Annotated in this window: 15 protein-coding genes; 7 read left to right on the forward strand and 8 right to left on the reverse strand. The window is 70.0% G+C overall.

The annotated features are described in order from the left end of the window. Positions 1–25: 25 nt before the first annotated feature. Both KLK06_RS45540 and KLK06_RS45545 read right to left on the reverse strand, forming a co-directional pair. Positions 26–826: a hypothetical protein gene (locus tag KLK06_RS45540; protein ID WP_214641981.1), complete on the reverse strand. Its 801-nt coding sequence runs from the start codon at positions 824–826 to the stop codon at positions 26–28. A gap of 82 nt (positions 827–908) precedes the next feature. After that, entirely contained in the window at positions 909–2519 is a 1611-nt protein-coding gene (locus tag KLK06_RS45545; RefSeq protein WP_214641982.1) for an ABC-F family ATP-binding cassette domain-containing protein, read from the reverse strand. Positions 2520–2669: 150 nt separating this feature from the next. Between KLK06_RS45545 and KLK06_RS45550 the strand changes: the two genes are divergently transcribed. Together KLK06_RS45550 and KLK06_RS45555 are read left to right on the forward strand one after the other, a co-directional pair. Further along, positions 2670–4820 (forward strand): hypothetical protein, encoded by a 2151-nt coding sequence (locus tag KLK06_RS45550; RefSeq protein WP_214641983.1) that lies wholly within the window; start codon positions 2670–2672, stop codon positions 4818–4820. Next, a complete protein-coding gene (locus KLK06_RS45555) occupies positions 4817–5599 on the forward strand; it encodes a hypothetical protein (RefSeq protein WP_214641984.1) in 783 nt (260 codons plus the stop codon). Before KLK06_RS45550 ends, KLK06_RS45555 begins: the two co-directional genes overlap by 4 nt. 20 nt (positions 5600–5619) lie before the next feature. On the opposite strand, the gene KLK06_RS45560 is transcribed toward KLK06_RS45555, so the two are convergent. Continuing rightward, positions 5620–7005 (reverse strand): serine/threonine-protein kinase, encoded by a 1386-nt coding sequence (locus tag KLK06_RS45560; protein WP_214641985.1) that lies wholly within the window; start codon positions 7003–7005, stop codon positions 5620–5622. Between the two features lie 166 nt (positions 7006–7171). Here KLK06_RS45560 and KLK06_RS45565 point away from each other — a divergent pair, with 166 nt between their 5' ends. The 3 genes from KLK06_RS45565 to KLK06_RS45575 are packed head-to-tail and all read left to right on the forward strand — an operon-like array spanning position 7172 to position 10118. Next, on the forward strand, positions 7172–8341 hold the full coding sequence (locus KLK06_RS45565) for a DUF4185 domain-containing protein (RefSeq protein WP_214641986.1): 1170 nt from the start codon (positions 7172–7174) through the stop codon (positions 8339–8341). Further along, positions 8338–9351 carry a DUF4432 family protein gene (locus KLK06_RS45570; RefSeq protein ID WP_214641987.1) on the forward strand — a complete coding sequence of 338 codons (1014 nt, stop codon included), beginning with the start codon at positions 8338–8340 and terminating at the stop codon, positions 9349–9351. Before KLK06_RS45565 ends, KLK06_RS45570 begins: the two co-directional genes overlap by 4 nt. Then, positions 9348–10118 carry an SDR family NAD(P)-dependent oxidoreductase gene (locus KLK06_RS45575; RefSeq protein ID WP_214641988.1) on the forward strand — a complete coding sequence of 257 codons (771 nt, stop codon included), beginning with the start codon at positions 9348–9350 and terminating at the stop codon, positions 10116–10118. The genes KLK06_RS45570 and KLK06_RS45575 overlap by 4 nt, the downstream gene beginning before the upstream one ends. Here KLK06_RS45575 and KLK06_RS45580 read toward each other — a convergent pair. The 5 genes from KLK06_RS45580 to KLK06_RS45600 all read right to left on the reverse strand — a co-directional run bounded on the left by KLK06_RS45580 (position 10107) and on the right by KLK06_RS45600 (position 13953). Further along, a complete protein-coding gene (locus KLK06_RS45580) occupies positions 10107–10730 on the reverse strand; it encodes a DJ-1/PfpI family protein (RefSeq protein ID WP_214641989.1) in 624 nt (207 codons plus the stop codon). The two genes, KLK06_RS45575 and KLK06_RS45580, sit on opposite strands and share 12 nt — an antisense overlap. Before the next feature lie 2 nt (positions 10731–10732). Continuing rightward, positions 10733–11698: a GlxA family transcriptional regulator gene (locus KLK06_RS45585; protein WP_214641990.1), complete on the reverse strand. Its 966-nt coding sequence runs from the start codon at positions 11696–11698 to the stop codon at positions 10733–10735. Positions 11699–11770: 72 nt separating this feature from the next. Beyond that, positions 11771–12442: a VC0807 family protein gene (locus tag KLK06_RS45590; RefSeq protein WP_214641991.1), complete on the reverse strand. Its 672-nt coding sequence runs from the start codon at positions 12440–12442 to the stop codon at positions 11771–11773. Continuing rightward, positions 12439–13050: a TetR/AcrR family transcriptional regulator gene (locus KLK06_RS45595; protein WP_214641992.1), complete on the reverse strand. Its 612-nt coding sequence runs from the start codon at positions 13048–13050 to the stop codon at positions 12439–12441. Before KLK06_RS45595 ends, KLK06_RS45590 begins: the two co-directional genes overlap by 4 nt. A gap of 39 nt (positions 13051–13089) precedes the next feature. Continuing rightward, positions 13090–13953, reverse strand: a complete 864-nt coding sequence (locus KLK06_RS45600) for an oxidoreductase (protein WP_214641993.1) — start codon at positions 13951–13953, stop codon at positions 13090–13092. A gap of 112 nt (positions 13954–14065) precedes the next feature. Between KLK06_RS45600 and KLK06_RS45605 the strand changes: the two genes are divergently transcribed. Both KLK06_RS45605 and KLK06_RS45610 read left to right on the forward strand, forming a co-directional pair. Beyond that, on the forward strand, positions 14066–14656 hold the full coding sequence (locus KLK06_RS45605; RefSeq protein WP_214641994.1) for a TetR family transcriptional regulator: 591 nt from the start codon (positions 14066–14068) through the stop codon (positions 14654–14656). Between the two features lie 70 nt (positions 14657–14726). Beyond that, positions 14727–15635, forward strand: a complete 909-nt coding sequence (locus tag KLK06_RS45610; RefSeq protein WP_308168741.1) for an aminoglycoside phosphotransferase family protein — start codon at positions 14727–14729, stop codon at positions 15633–15635.

A 15635-nucleotide genomic window follows, 5' to 3' on the forward strand; every position in this document is an offset into this window, starting at 1 on the left:
ATTTGATTGATATTTGATGAGCAATTTACTGCTGGTGCTCGGCCAGGGCCTGGCTGCCGCGGTCCACGGCGAACGGTTCGCTGGTCGGCTTGACCGTGTGCACCGGCACCGCGCCGCCCAGCGCCAGATCCTCGAAGGGACGGCCGGTCGAGCCCCAGGTCCGGGCCGTCACTTCGGTCTTGTCCACCTCGCTGCCGGCGGGGAGCCCGCCGACGGTCAGGATGAACCGCGGCGGGCTGCCCGCCTTCACGTCGTCGACGAACGTACTGCCGCCGCCGAGCAGTTTGCCCGCCTTGTCGCGCAGCAACACGTTGACCACGAGGCTGCCGGCGGAAAGCTGATAGGGATTTCCGACATAGCCGGTGATGAGATAAGAATGGTCCTTTTGTCGGAGCGTCTGCACCCGCGAAACGGGAAACTCCTTGAACGCCGACGCGATGCGGGCGGCCGGCCGCCACTGGGCGGGGCGATACTCGATCGTCACCTTGGCCGGCTTCTGAGTCGCGTTGACCTGGCCGGTGAAGGCCAGCGAGCCGCCGGGCGGCACGGCGTCGAGCGACTGGTCCATCCGGACCACCTCGGTGCCGGCGGCGTCACGCCCGATGATCGTCGCCACCACGTGTTCGCCGAAGTGCCACGGATTGACGTTGTTGAGGACTCCTGCCCAGTTCACGGCGTAGCCGTCGGAGGACTTGACGATGTTGGCCACCTGCTCCTTGAGGGCGAGCGGCTTGAGCTGCTGTGCTGGCGATTCCTCGCTCGAGCACCCGGCTAGGCAGATCGCCCCGAGTGCGAGGAGGCTGACGGTTCGGCTACGCGGGATCACTTTGCCGTAATAGCCGGTCTATGGGCACGGCAGAGACGGGACACGCGCCTGCCGTACCAACTCTTTCACCTCTTTGACGCATTCAGCGGGGGCGTACGACCCTGGCCTCATCCCAAACCGGCTCGGCTGACTCGTAAACGGTGCCATCTGCGCCGAACACCAGGAACCGATCGAAATCCGCGGCGAACCAGCGGTCGTGCGTGACCGCCACCACCGTGCCCTCGAACGCGTCCAGGCCCACCTGGAGCGCTTCGGCGCTGGCCAGGTCGAGGTTGTCGGTCGGCTCGTCGAGCAGCAGCAGCGTCGCGCCGGACAGCTCCAGCAGCAGGATCTGCAACCGCGCCTGCTGACCGCCCGAGAGCGTGTCGAACCGCTGCTCGGCGATCAGCCCGGCCAGCTCGTAGCGGGCCAGGATCTTCATGGCCTCGTTCTTCAGCCTGGCGTGCTCGGCCATGACGATCTCCACCGGCGTGCGGGCGTGCAGGTCGGGCCGGGCGTGCGTCTGGGCGAAGTGGCCGGGGACCACCCGGGCGCCGAGCCTGGCGACGCCGGAGTGGGCGATCGGCTCGTCCGCGAGCAGCCGCAGGAAGTGGGACTTGCCCGAGCCGTTGGAGCCGAGCACCGCGATGCGCTCGCCGTACCAGACCTCGAGGTCGAACGGCCGCATCAGGCCGGTCAGTTCGAGGTCCTCGCAGATGACGGCGCGCTTGCCGGTGCGGCCGCCTTTGAGACGCATTTTGATGTTCTGGTCGGAGGGGGCCTCCTCGGGCGGGCCCGCCTCCTCGAACTTGCGCAGCCGGGTCTGGGCCGCGTGGTAGGGGGCGGCCATGCCGTCGTTGTATCTGGCCTTGTTCTTCAGCATGTTGACCAGGGCCTTGAGCTTGGCGTGCTCCTCGTCCCAGCGTCGGCGCAGCTCGTCGAGGCGCTCGTTGCGGGTCTTGCGGGCCTCGGCGTACGTGGCGAACCCGCCCCCATGGATCCAGATATTTCCGGACTCGACGGTGACAATGCGATCGGCCGCGTTGGCCAGCAACTGCCGGTCGTGGCTGACCAGCAGGACCGTCTTGGGCGTCTCCCTGAGCGCCTGCTCCAGCCACTCCTTGCCCGGCACGTCGAGGTAGTTGTCGGGCTCGTCGAGCAGCAGCGTCTGGTCCGGCCCGCGGAGCAGCGCCTCGAGCACGAGCCGCTTCTGCTCGCCGCCGGACAACGTCGCCACATCCCGATATTTCACGTTGTCGTACGGCACGCCGAGCGCGGCCACCGTACACGTGTCCCAGAGCACCTCGATGTCATAACCACCGGCGTCGGTGTAGTCGGTGATGGCCTGCGCGTAGCGCATCTGCGCCTTCTCGTCGTCGCGCTCCATCATCATCAGCTCGGCCCGCTCCAACCGCTCGGCCGCCTGCCGCACGGCCGGCGGGGCGACGCTGAGCAGCAGGTCATGCACCGTGCTCCCGTCACGCACGCTGCCGATGAACTGCCGCATCACCCCCAGCCCGCCGGAGCTCGCCACGCTGCCCGCGACCGGCTGCAGATCCCCGGCGACGAGCCGCATCAGCGTGGTCTTGCCCGCGCCGTTGGGCCCGACGAGCGCGGCCTTGACGCCTTCGCCGATCCGGAAGGACACGTCGTTGAGCAGCGGCCGCCCATCGGGCAGCACGTATGTCAGATGTCCCACTTCGACGTGCGGCATAGCATTCCCCTCCGGCTCCTGCCGCGAGGGTATCCGCCGTCCGGCCGGCTGGGCATCTCCATTTCACCGGTCAGATCGGCGACAACCATCTTGATGCCGCCTTGAGTGATATCTCTGGCGGACCTGGAATATGGGCTAGATCATGGCGATGTGGAGGTTTCGCCCTCTGGGCCAGGATCTCGTCGCCGCACGTTCGCATGGCTCGGCGCGGTCGTGCTTCTGGGCCTGCTCGCCGGGGCGTGGCTGGTCACGGGCATCGACGCGCCGGCCGTACCGCAGGAGGCGCCGGTAGCCGAGCCGTCTGACAGTGCCTCGCCCAACCCGCTCCGCGTCACCGTCGAGCCGCCGAGCGTGCCGGCCGGGACGCAATCGGTCCGGGTGACCGCCTCGTGCGAAAACATCCAGAACGGCGCCGTCGCCACCTCCACGGCCTTCTTCTCGATGGCGACCCTCGACATGCCCCTGCCGTCCGGAGGCGTCGGCGCCGACGTCGAGCTGGAGTACGCGCTCACTCCGGGCACGTACGAAGTGAACGTCAGGTGTGAGGGACAGGAGCGGTTCGGCACCGCGGAGCTCGTGGTCACCGGGAGCTCGGCAACCCCCGCGCCGTCCGGACCGCCGCGGACCGCCGCGACGTGGATCACGCTGGCCGAGGCCGAGCCGGACGCCTGGCGTGAGCACCCCGAAGCAGGCCTGGCCGCGCCCGGCGACCCTACCCTGGGCAACCACGTCTTCGAGCTGAAGGTCACACACGAGGTGCGGGTGCCCGACGACGACCCGGACCTGGCCGCTCTGCGCGCGGGCGCCGCCGCCTACGCGCCCACCACGTTCGTCACGGACAGGCTGGGCACCGTCGAGACCGATGTGGGCAGCAGCGCCCTTTCGATCGTGTTCGCGCTGCCGGTCATCCAGGTGGAACACGGCTCGCACCAGGCCGTCGTCACCTTCACGGGCGTCGGCTACGGCAGCTACTACCTCGGCGACGGGCGTTACGTCGGCATCGAGTTCTCCCCACCCGCGGAGGAAGACGGCGTGCTCCCCCTCTCGGCACACGAGATCGTCCTCTCCGCGACAGGCTGGACGGTGGCCGGCGTTCACGGCTCGCCCCCTCTCAGCCAGGACCAGCACTACCTGCGCCTGGGCGGCAACCAGTCGATCAGGGTCGCCTTCATCAGGGACGGCCAGAGCGGCTCCGTCGCGGGCTACCTCTCCGGAGACGACGGGATCGGCGCGCACATCGAGGGCAGAGAAGAGGTGCCCGGGGAGGAGTTCCTCCGGACGGACTTCGACTTCCTGGCGCGCAGCGGGTCCGCACTCGCATGGGTCACCGGGTTCGCGGCCATTCTGGTGCTGCTGTATTCGCTCGTCCGTGCGCTGGGCGGTGAGTGGTGGCGCCGCCGCCGCAACCGGCTGCTCCTGGCCGGGCTGACGGTCGCGTATTTCCTGGTTTTGGCTGGCGGGATGCCGACGGCCGCCTGGGTGGCGGGCTTGGGCTTGCTGGCGGCCGGCCTTCCGCTCTTGTCGATCTCCTCCGCCCGGCGCGGCGTGAGCGGCGCCGGGAAGATCCCGGTCGTGGTGAGCTCCGTCGCGGCCGCGGCGGCAGGCGTGACTCTCGCGACCTGGGGGTTGGCGGTCCTTGTCGGTGGCTTCCCCGCCTTGTCGCTGTCCATCGCAGCAGTCCTCTCGGCTGCGGTCGCGATTGTGCCCCGATGGCAGCAAGCGCTCCCTGGTGTCGCGCTGGTGCTGCTGGGCGCCGGCGTACTGCTGGCCGCGCGGGCCGTCTGGGCCGGCATCGTCCCCGGCGTCGCCGTGCTGACCGTGCTACTCGCCCTGACCGGGTCCGTGGTGGCCTTCGGCTGGGCCACCGAGGTGACCCAGCCGCTGGTCCTGGCGCACGGCGGTGCTCTGCGCGGCGATCGTGTCGGCGACGATCGGCGTCCTGGCCTATGCCTCCGCTCCGGAGGAGTGGATCGCCGGGGAATGGACCTGGCACTCGGGTTCGGAGCCCGGTGCTCAGATCCTCGTCATCCTGCTGTACGGCCTGCCGTCGCTGGCGCTCGTGATGCTCATCCTCCGCCTTCGGCGGATCGGCCAGAGCGCCGAAGCGCTCACGTCGGCGGTGGCCTTCCACACGGCGGCTGCCTGCTGGTGCTCAGCTGGCAACTGGTGGGGTTCTTGGGGATCATGCTTCTCCTCGCGCGGGCGAGCATCGCACTGCTGCTGTCCGGTACCACCACGCCGAACGCGCTGCGGGCACTCCGGTCTCCGAGGAAGAGCACCGGCTTCTCGTACGGGACATGATCCGGCGCCGGTCCGTACGCACCGCCCTGACACAACTGCTCCGGCAATGGCAGGGGACGGGCAGCGAGCTGTCGTCGGAGGACTTCGACGAGCGGCGCGCGGCACTGGAGCGCGCGGGTGACGACTGGACGGGGCCCGTCGACTCGGACCTCGCGTTCTCCACCTTGGCCGGGCGTACACCGTGGCAGAACGGGATGGCCGCCCTCCTGGTGGGGACGCTGCTCTCGCTGCCGCTCTCGGCCGTACGGATCATCGAAGCGGCCGGGAGCTGGCAGAGCGGCGGCCTGGAGTTCGTGCTCGCGCTGTCGCCGCTGCTGACGCTCCCCGCGCTGTGCATGATCTTCGGGTACTTCTATCCGCGGGTCCGCGGCGCGAACCCGATCGCGAAGTCGCTCGTCCTGCTGGTCGCCGCGCTGCTCATCGAGCTGCCGACGTACGTGCGGACGCTGGTGGTCGCCTCGACGCAGGGCCCTAGCCTGTCCGACATGCCGCCGCCCACGCCGAGAGAGGCTCTGATCAGCGTGCTCGTGGCAGTCGGCGACATCGCGGTCGTCAGCCTCGGCCTGGGCCTGTGGTGGGAATGGCGGCTGATGTCGCTGGCAGGTGAGCCGTGGGTGCGCATCAGGAACATCCGCACCCTGAGGGCCCTGGCCGCGCCGCTGGCCGCCATCGCCATCGCCATCGGGACGACCGCCGCCACGGCCCTGGTGAACAACGTCATCGCCCCCTTACCCACAGTCCAGGCACCACCGGAGAAGTCTCCCTCCGCGACCCCCTGAGCGTGGGACGTGCGGCCGGGCTAGTGCTTCTTGCCGTGGACCTTGACGGGCTTGACCGGTTTGGCTTTGGCCAGTTTGGCGGCCTTTTTGGCGGCGGCTTTCTGGGCCTTCTTCAGTGCGGCGGCGGCCTTGCCGGAGGAGGGTGCCGGGGTCGAGGCCGGGTGGACGGCGGGTTGTCCGGGTCCGTCGGACGTGTCGGGGAGTCGTTTGCGGGACACGTTGCGGACCTGCGGGACGCCGGTCAGGTCGAAGGCCAGGTCGGCGGCGACCTTGGCGGGGGTGGTCTGGGTGGGCGCGACGGGGTCGGCGATGGGAGCGGCGGTCCACCAGGAGCCGGTGGCGACGACGGCGGCGAACAAGGCGGCGATGACGGCCGTCTCGCGCCAGCGCTCGGCGATCAGCCGCCGCGCGGCCTTCAGCCGCTGTGCTTTCCCTTGCCGGCGCACCGCCTTCAGTGATGGTGCGGTCTTCGGCGGTCGCACCGCCTTCAGGCCACGCACCGCCGTCAGCCGGCGCGCCGCCTTCAGGCCTCCCATCGCCTGGCCCTCGTGGTGCCGGTACGCGTCGGACTGGGCCGGTCGTGGCTCGTTCAGGGCGGCCACTCGCAGCAGTTGCCTGTGGACGCGGTCGGCGTCGCTGCGCTGGGTCGGGTCCCTTTCCAGCAGGCCGTCGATGATCGGGGCGAGCGGGCCGGCCCGGTGGTACGGGGCGGGCGGGCCGGTCAGCACCGCGGTCAGCGAGGCCATCTCGGTGCTGCGGGCGAAGGGCGATTGGCCCTCGGCGGCCGCGTATAAGGTGGCGCCCAGCGACCACAGATCGGCCTCCGGGGTGGACGGTCCGCCGCTGGCCCGCTCAGGGGCTATGTAGGCGGGTGTGCCGACGACCATGCCCGTCCGGGTGACGTGGGATTCCTCGTCGACGGTGGTGGCCAGGCCGAAGTCGGTCAGGACCGCGTGCTCGTCGTCGGTGAGCAGGATGTTGGCGGGCTTGATGTCGCGGTGCAGGACGCCGGCGGCGTGCGCGGCGCGCAGGGCGTCCAGCAGTTCCAGGCCGATGCGGGTGACGGTGGCCACGGGGAGCGGGCCCCGCTCGGCGATCACCTGGGCGAGGCTGCGGGCGGGGATGAGTTGCAGCACGATCCACGGGCGTTCGTCGACCAGCACCACGTCGTAAATGGCGGCGATGTGCGGATGGCTCAGCCGGGCGGCGATGCGGGCCTCCCGCATCGTCCGGGCGGCCAGTTCCTCGTGCCGCGGGCCGGAGACGATGACCTCTTTGACCGCGACCTCGCGATCCAGGAGCTCGTCATGGGCCCGCCAGACCTTGCCCATGCCGCCCCGGCCCAGCTCGGACAGCAACCGGTAGCGCCCGGCCAGGAGCCATCCCTCATAGCGCGCAATGGACATGGCAGCGGCCTACCCGATCATCATCGCCTCATGCCGCGAAACCCCGCAAACCACGACAACAGTCTGGTCACTTCCGCAACATTCCGATCAGTGCCCTGTGAGCCTCTGGACACCAAGTGATCAAATGACTAGAACTGTAGGGTACCCCCCTCCCTTAGGACGTGTGATGACGCGATTCCGGTCCGCCCTCATCCCCCTCGCCATCGGATTACTGAGCCTCGCCGCCGTGCCCCAGCAGGCACTGGCCGCACCGCCCAAACCAGTGCCGTCCGTCTCCGCCGCCACGACGCAGCAGGCGACCACCCGCGCGGCGTGCGCGCCGACAGTGCGGGGCGCGTCCGTCGACGCCAGGCTGACCAGCCTGTTCACCGCGTACGGCAACGACAACAGCCGCGTCGACGACTGGACCGGCGCCGACGGCACCTACTCGTTGAAGCTGCCCAACGGGCGTGAGGTGTGGATCTTCTCCGACACCTTCCTGGGCAAGATCAACGCCGACGGCAGCCGTCCGCCGGTGGTCGGGGAGGGCGGCGACACCGTCTTCCTGAACAACTCCTTCGCCGTGGAGAACAACGGCAACCTGTCCACGATCCACGCCGGCACCACCGCGCAGCCGACCGCGGTGATGCCGCCGCGCGACCAGAACCACTGGTACTGGGCCGGAGACGGCACAGTGGCGGGCGGCATCGTGGAGGTGACCTACCAGGAGTACGAGCGCTACGGCACCGGCGCGTGGGACTGGCGCTGGCACCGGAATGTGCTGGCCAGGTTCGCGCCGGGCCGGCTCGACCAGCCGCTCAGCGTGACCGGCCTGCCATCCTCGTACGGCGTGTCGTGGGCCTCCGGCATTCTCAAGGACGGCGGCTACACCTACGTTTACGGGGTGGAGGACCTCGGCTCGCCCAAGTACATGCACATCGCCCGGGTGCCCGGCCAGAGCCTGCTCGGCCAGTGGCAGTACCTCAAGGCCGACGGCACCTGGTCGGCGAACGAGGCCGACTCGGCCCGGATCATGAGCGACGTGGCCAACGAGTACAGCGTCACCAAGGTCGGCAACGCCTACGTGCTGATCACGCATGACACCAGCGAGGTGCTGAGCTCGCACATCGTGGCGTACACCTCGTGCTCGCCGTTCGGCCCGTTCACCGGCAAGCAGGCCGTCTACACCACCCCCGAGACCGGCGGGAACATCTTCACCTACAACGCCCACGCGCACCCCGACGTGTCCGGCAACGGGCTGGTGGTCTCCTACAACGTCAACAGCTTCGTCAACACTGACCACTACAGGGACTCGTCGATCTACCGGCCACGCTTCATCGACGTGACTTTCGGGTGAGCACGCGGAACTGGGCGGCCCGCCTGCGGCCCGTCGTGATCGACGGGCTGCGGGCGGTCGTGCTGGAGAACGAGCGGCTCCGCGTGACCGTCGTGCCCGACAAGGGCGGCGACGTCATCGAATTCCTGCACAAGCCAACCGACACCGACTTCGTGTGGCTCTCCCCGCAGGGGCTGCGCAACCCGCACGATCATCTGCAGGGCGCCGCCGACGACGTCGCCCAGTTCATCGACCACTACGAGGGCGGCTGGCAGGAGATCTTCCCCAGTGGCGGCGCGCCCAGCGAGTACCGAGGCGCCCGGCTGGCGCAGCACGGGGAGGTCGCCGGGCTGCCGTGGCAGGCCGAGATCGTGGCCGACTCCGAGCAGGAGGTCGCGGTACGGCTGAGCGTGCGCACCCGGCGCCTGCCGTACCGGGTGGAGAAGACCTTCCGGCTGGCGTCGGGGACGGCCGCGCTGGAGATCGAGGGGCGCGTGACCAACGAGTCCGGCCTCGAGTTGCACGCCATGTGGGGGCAGCACATCGTGTACGGCCATCCGTTCCTGAAGCCGGGTTCCCGCATCCGGCTGCCGGAGGGCGTGACGGTCATCCCGCACGAGAGCGCCATCAACCCGGTCGGCCGCCGGGTCAGGGCGGGCGGGCCGTGGACGTGGCCCGTGGTGCCCGCCGACGGCGGCGGCGAGACGGATCTCAGCGTGGTGCCGGAGCGCGGGTCGCCGAGCGAGGTCGTGTATCTCACCGGATTTACCGAGGGCTGGTACGAAATTTCCGGTGATGTCAGCATGCGGGTGGAGTGGGATGCCTCGGTTCTCCCGTACCTGTGGATGTGGCAGGAGGTCGGCGCGACCATCGATTACCCCTGGTGGGGACGGGCTTACACGGTCGGGCTCGAACCGTTCTCCAGCATGCCCACCAACGGCCTGGCCGAGGCGGTGGCGAACGGCACCGCGCTCACGCTGGGCCCGCACGAGACGAAGGTGCTGAGGTTGCGCGCGGAGGTATTGACGTGAGCGAGTTCGACGGCAAGGTGGCCTTGGTCACGGGCGGGTCGATGGGCATCGGGCGGGCGGTGGTCGACCGGCTGGCCGACGGCGGGGCGTCCGTGGTGTTCTGCGGGGTGGACAAGGAGGCGTTGCTCGACAGCGAGCACGTGACCGGCCGGGTCGCGGACGTACGGCGGGCGGGCGACATGCGGGACCTGGTCGACCTGGCCGTGGCCAGGTACGGCGGGCTCGACATCGTGGTGACGTGCGCGGGCGTCCAGCGCTACGGCACGGTCGAGGACACGCCGGAGGACGTCTGGGACGAGGTGCTCGACATCAACCTCAAGGGCGTCTACCTGACCTGCAAGGCCGCCATCCCGAGGATGCGGGCGCGCGGCGGCGGCTCGATCGTGGTGATGTCGTCGGTGCAGGCGTTCGCCTCGCAGGCGCAGGTGGCCGCCTACACCGCCAGCAAGTCCGCGCTGAACGGCCTGACCAGGGCGATGGCGCTCGACCACGCGGCCGACGGCATCCGGGTGAACGTGGTCTGTCCCGGCTCGGTCGACACGCCGATGCTGCGCTGGGCGGCCGATCTGTGGCGCGGGCCGCTGTCACAGGAGGAGCAGGTCGCGGAGTGGGGCCGGGCGCACCCCCTCGGCCGGGTGGGCAGGCCGGAGGAGGTGGCGGAGGTGGTGGCGTTCCTGGCCGGGCCGCGCTCGTCGTTCATCACCGGCGCCGAGCACCGGGTGGACGGCGGGCTGCTCGCCCGCAACCCGGCCGCGCTACCCGAATAGCGCCATCGCCCGCTCCAGCGTGCCCTCGGGAGCCGTCTTCAGCGAGCCCGCGTTGAACGGCGGCTCCGGGTCGTACTCCATCAGCAGCTGAACGGCCTCGGCCGTCTCCACGTCGCTCGTCCGGGCGAGCAGCGTCAGGCCCATGTCGATCCCGGCGGACACCCCGGCGGCCGTCACCACCGTGCCGTCGACGACCACGCGCTCGCTCACCGCCTCCGCTCCGTACTCGGCCAGCAGGTCGAGCACCGCCCAGTGGCTGGTCGCCTTGCGCCCCTTCAGCAGGCCCGACGCGCCGAGCAGCAGCGAGCCGCTGCAGACCGAGGTCGTCCACCGCGCCTGCCCGCCGGCCGCGGCGATCCAGCCGACGAGCGCCTGGTCCGACAGCGCGGCGAGCGTGCCGAACCCGCCCGGGACCAGCACCACATCCGGGTCCGGCAGCTCCGCGTACGTCGCGGTGGCCGTGATCGTCAGGGTGCCGCGGTCGTCGTCGACGGGCCCGCGTTCCTTGGCGACGAACGTGACCTTGACACCGGGCGCGTAGGCCAAGGTCGTGTACGGCCCGACGGCGTCGAGCGCGGTGAAGCCGTCGTACAGAGGAATCGCGACGTGCATGATCAACTCTCCTTTGCCTGGAACCGGCGGCGATAGTCGCCGGGCGAGACCCGCCAGTTGCGGCGGAAGACGCGGTAGAGGGTCTCCGGACGGCCCAGCCCCGACTCCCTGGCCACCCGGTCGAGCGGCCGGTCGGTGATCTCCAGCAGGCGGCGGGCGGCGTCGGCCCTGCTGCGCTCCACGTACCGGCCGGGCGACAGGCCGACCTGCTCGGTGAAGACGCGGGAGAAGTGGCGCTCGCTCATCCCGGCGCGGCGCGCGAGCGCGGGCACGCTCAGGTCGGCGTCCGGGTTGGCGTCGATGTAGGCCTGCAACTCCCTGAGCGGCTCGCTCCGCGGCGCGACGGCGCTCATCGAGGTGCTGAACTGGCTCTGTCCGCCGGGTCGGTGCAGGTAGACGACCAGCCCGCTGGCCACCTGCCGGGCCAGTTCGTGCCCGTGGTCCGCGGCCACCAAGGCCAGCGCGAGATCCACGCCCGCGCTGACCCCCGCCGAGGTCCACACGTCACCGTCCTTGATGTAGATCGGGTCGGGGTCCACCTCCACGCGTGGGTACCACTCGCGCATCTGGTCGGCGACCAGCCAGTGCGTGGTGGCCCGCCGGCCGTCGAGCAGCCCGGCCTCGGCCAGGATGAGCGCCCCGCTGCAGACCGACGTCGTACGGCGAGCGGTCGCGGCCAGGCGGGTGACGCCTTCGATCATCCGGCGGTCGCGTAGCCACGTCATCGTGCCGAACCCGCCCGCGACCAGCAGCGTGTCGATCGGCCCCTCGATCTCGTGCAACGGCGTCGGCACCATGGTGGCGATCCCGTGCCCGGCCGCCACGGGCCCGGCGCTGACCGCGGTCACCTCGACCCGGTATCCGCCGTCCTTGACCAGCAGGTCCGCCACCGAGAACACGTCGGCCGGACCTGCCATGTCGAGCAGCTGGAAGCCCTCGAAGATCACGATGACGACGCGGCGGTCCATGCCTTCCATGCTGGTCAGCGGCCGTCCATGGCGTCAATGACACGACTATTGCAGATTACGCCAACGAGGCGGTCACGCGGGTATCTCCTTGAGCGGGGAGTAGAGCGCCGACCAGCGGTTGTACAGGCCGGTGGGGACGAGGTAGCAGGCCATCACGACCTGCATCAGCACCATGAAGACGCCGTACTGCAGGCCGCCCAAGCCGGGGACGACGTCGGGCGGCAGGGTGTAGGCCATGGTCACGCGGACGGCGGCGTCGGCCAGCAGCCCGATGCCCCAGATGACCGTCGCCACCCGCCAGATCCTGCGGAAGGCGGGCAGCCGGTCCCACAGGACGTCCCAGGACTCGCGGCGCGAGCCGCCGCCGTCCAGGGGGCCGACGCGCCCTTCCAGGAAGAAGCGGGTGAAGGCGAACACCAGCGGCTGCCGGCCTCTGACACTGGCCAGGAACCACAGGCCCGAGATGGCGGTGACCCAGCCGTCCTTGGCCAGCAGGAAGCGGGCGTCGTGGACGAGCAGGGAGATCGCCGCGCTGCCCACCATCATGGCCGTCATGAACAGGCTGAGCCCGTCGGGCTTGCGGAGGCGTACCAGGTTGGCGACGACGCTCAGGCCCGGGAGCAGGGAGCTGATCAGCAGCGCGTAGTGATAGCTCACGCCGGCCGCGCGCAGCACGTAGTAGAGGCCGATGGGCAGGACCAGGTCGATGACCACGAGCAGCAGTGCCTTGCTCCGTGAGCTCATGACCTGGCCCGGGTCGCCAGGCGGAAGAGCTCGACCAGCTCTTCCGTGTAAACGTCGAGGTCGGCGGTGGGGTCGCCCTCCAGGAGGAACGGCAGGCCGTCCAGGGCCCGCTGGATGGCCATCGCCACCACGCGGGTGTTGAACCTGCGGAATTCGCCGGACTCCTGCCCCCAGGACAGCAGCCGCTCGATGTGCTGGAGCGAGGCCGGGTCGATGGCCGCCTCCTGCGCGGTGGTCCCCTTCTCCGGCCGGTAGTTCAGGAAGACCTCGGTGGCCGCGCGCATCTCACGGCGGTGGTCCCTGATGAACTCGATCAGCGAGCGGATGTAGGTGTCGAGTGCGGCGCCGGGGCTGGTCTGGGCGCCGACCCGCTCGGCCATGAACGTCCCGATCTCCGTGTAGATCGTGGTGATCGTCTGGCCGATCAGGTCGTCCTTGCCGTCGAAGTGGTAGGAGATCAGCCGCGTGCTGCTGAGCCCGGCTTTCTCGGCGATGCGGGCGAAGGTCGCCTGGTGGTAGCCCAGGTCGGCGATCGTCTCGATAGTGGCCGCCACGATCTGCGCCCGCCGGGCGGAGGTCGTGACGGAGTCTTCCTTTCTTACTTGCACAAGTAATTTTTAACTTAGCCGAGTAAATTTGGCAAGTCCTCAGCGGCCGATGGTGTCGAGTTCGGCGAGCGCGTCGGCCGGCAGGACCAGGCTCGCCGCGGCGATGTTCTCGCGGAGGTGGGACAGGGACGAGGTCCCGGGGATGAGCACGGTCGTGGCCGAGCGCTGGAGCAGCCAGGCCAGGGCGACCTGCTGCGGCGTGGCGTCCAGGCGGGCGGCCACGTTCGTGAGCGTCTCGGACTGGAGCGGAGTGAAGCCGCCGAGGGGGAAGAACGCGGCGTAGGCGATGTTCTCGGCCGCGCACCGGTCCACGAGGGCGTCGTCCTGCCGGTTGGCGAGGTTGTAGAGGTTCTGCACGGTGACGACGGGCGCGATGGCCTGCGCCTCGGTGAGCTGGGCCGCGGAGGCGGCGCTGAGGCCGAGGTGGCGGATCAGGCCCTCCTTCTGCAGCTCGGCCAGGGCGCCGAACTGCTCCGCGATCGACTCTTCGCCGGTGCCTTCTTCCGAGAGGCGCAGATTGACGACGTCGATGGCGTCCAGGGCGAGGCGCTGGAGGTTCTCGCGGACCTGGGCCTTGAGGTCCTCTGGCTCATGCGAGGGATTCCAGCTGCCGTCCGCACCGCGGCGGGCGCCGACCTTGGTGACGATGCGCAGATCCGCCGGGTAGGGGTGCAGGGCCTCCTTGATGAGCTCGTTGACGACGAAGGGCCCGTAGAAGTCGCTGGTGTCGATGTGGGTGATGCCCCGCTCGACGGCCTCGCGCAGCACCGCGAGGGCCTGGTCGCGATCCTTGGGCGGCCCGAAGACCCCGGGCCCGGCCAGTTGCATGGCGCCGAAGCCCATGCGGGTGATGGTGAGGTCGTGCGCGAGCGTGAGGGTCCCGCCGGGAAGGTTCTCCGACATATCCGTACCTTTCCTCTGAACTGCATCTCCAACGGTGCGGTTGTTGTTTCGAGACTAGCGCGGGAAAAATCCAACCGCAACGTTGGATTTGGTTTGGCGATAGAGTGTCGCCATGGCGTGGGACACCGAGGGGACCCGGCGGCGGCTCAAGGAAGCGGCGACCGTCGAGTTCGCCGAGCGCGGGCCGGACGGCACGACCATGGCCCGCATCGCCGAGCGGGCCGGGATCAACAAGGAGCGCCTGTACAAGTACTTCGGCGACAAGCAGGCGCTGTTCGAAACCGTGCTGGCCGACGAGCTCCAGAAACTCGCCGCCTCGGTGCCGCCGCCCGAGGACGGCTTCGCGAACATCGGCGAGTTCGCCGGCCGCACCTACGACTACCACGCGGCGCATCCCCATCTGGTGCGCCTGCTGCTGTGGGAAGGGCTGGCCGGGGGTCCCGTGGCCGACGAGGCGAACCGCACCGCCCACTATCGGGACAAGACGCGGGCCTACGCGGCCGCCCAGCGCGCCGGCATCCTGGACGACGACGTCGACCCCGATCACATGGCGTTCATGATCATCGGACTGTCCGCCTGGTGGTTCTCCGTACCCCATCTCGCCGGCATGCTCACCGGCGCCGACGACCAGACAGAGCACGCGCGGCGCCGCGCCAGTGTGGTGCGCGCGGCCCAGCGACTCGCTCGGCCACACCTCGACTAGAAAATTGGTTGGACAGGCTGTATCCCGGGCCTGTGGGATGAGGCGTCGTTGCCCACGGCAAGGAGAGCGCGTGTCATCCGACGACATATCCATCGACGAGGCCCTGGTGCGCCGGTTGCTCGCGGCGCAGTTCCCGCAGTGGGCGGACCTGCCCGTCTCGCCCGTCCCGGTGTCCGGTATGGACAACGCGACGTTCCGGCTGGGCGAGGACCTGTCCGTACGGCTGCCCCGCTATCCCCGGTGGGTCGGGCAGGTCGAACGCGAGCACCGGTGGCTCCCGAGGCTCGCCCCGCACCTGCCGCTGCCGGTCTCCGAGCCGCTCGCCATGGGCACGCCCGACGAGGGTTACCCGTTTCCCTGGTCGGTCTACCGGTGGCTGCCCGGCGAGACCGCGACCACCGAGGGGCTCGCCGATCCCGTCCGGACGGCCACCGAGCTGGCCGAGTTCGTCGTGGCGCTGTGGAAGATCGATGCCACCGGCGGGCCGGGACCCGAGTGGAGCAACGCGTTCCGGGGCGTGCCCATGGGTGACGAGCGCGACTCCATAGCCGTCGAGGCCCGCGTACGTCCCAAGATCGCGGCGTTGCGCGGGATGATCGACATCGGCGCGGTGACGGCCGTGTGGGAGGACGCGTTGGCGGCGCCCGCGTGGGACGGTCCGCCGGTATGGGTCCACGGGGACCTCGCGCAGGGGAACCTGCTGGCCGTGGACGGCCGGTTGAGCGCCGTCATCGACTTCGGGACCCTGGCCGTGGGCGATCCGGCGTGCGATCTGCTGCCCGCGTGGACGTTCCTGCCGGCCGAGGCGCGGGGCGCATTCCGCGCGGCCCTCGGCGTCGACGACGCCACCTGGGCGCGGGGCCGTGGCTGGGGGCTGGCGTCGTCGCTGCCTGTCCCCGACGACCCCTACTTCGACGTCCCGGGACGCCGGGACGCCGCTCTGCGTCATCTCGACGAGCTCATCGCCGATCTCGGGTAG

Source organism: Nonomuraea sp. NEAU-A123 (genome assembly GCF_018603905.1).
Taxonomy (GTDB): domain Bacteria; phylum Actinomycetota; class Actinomycetes; order Streptosporangiales; family Streptosporangiaceae; genus Nonomuraea.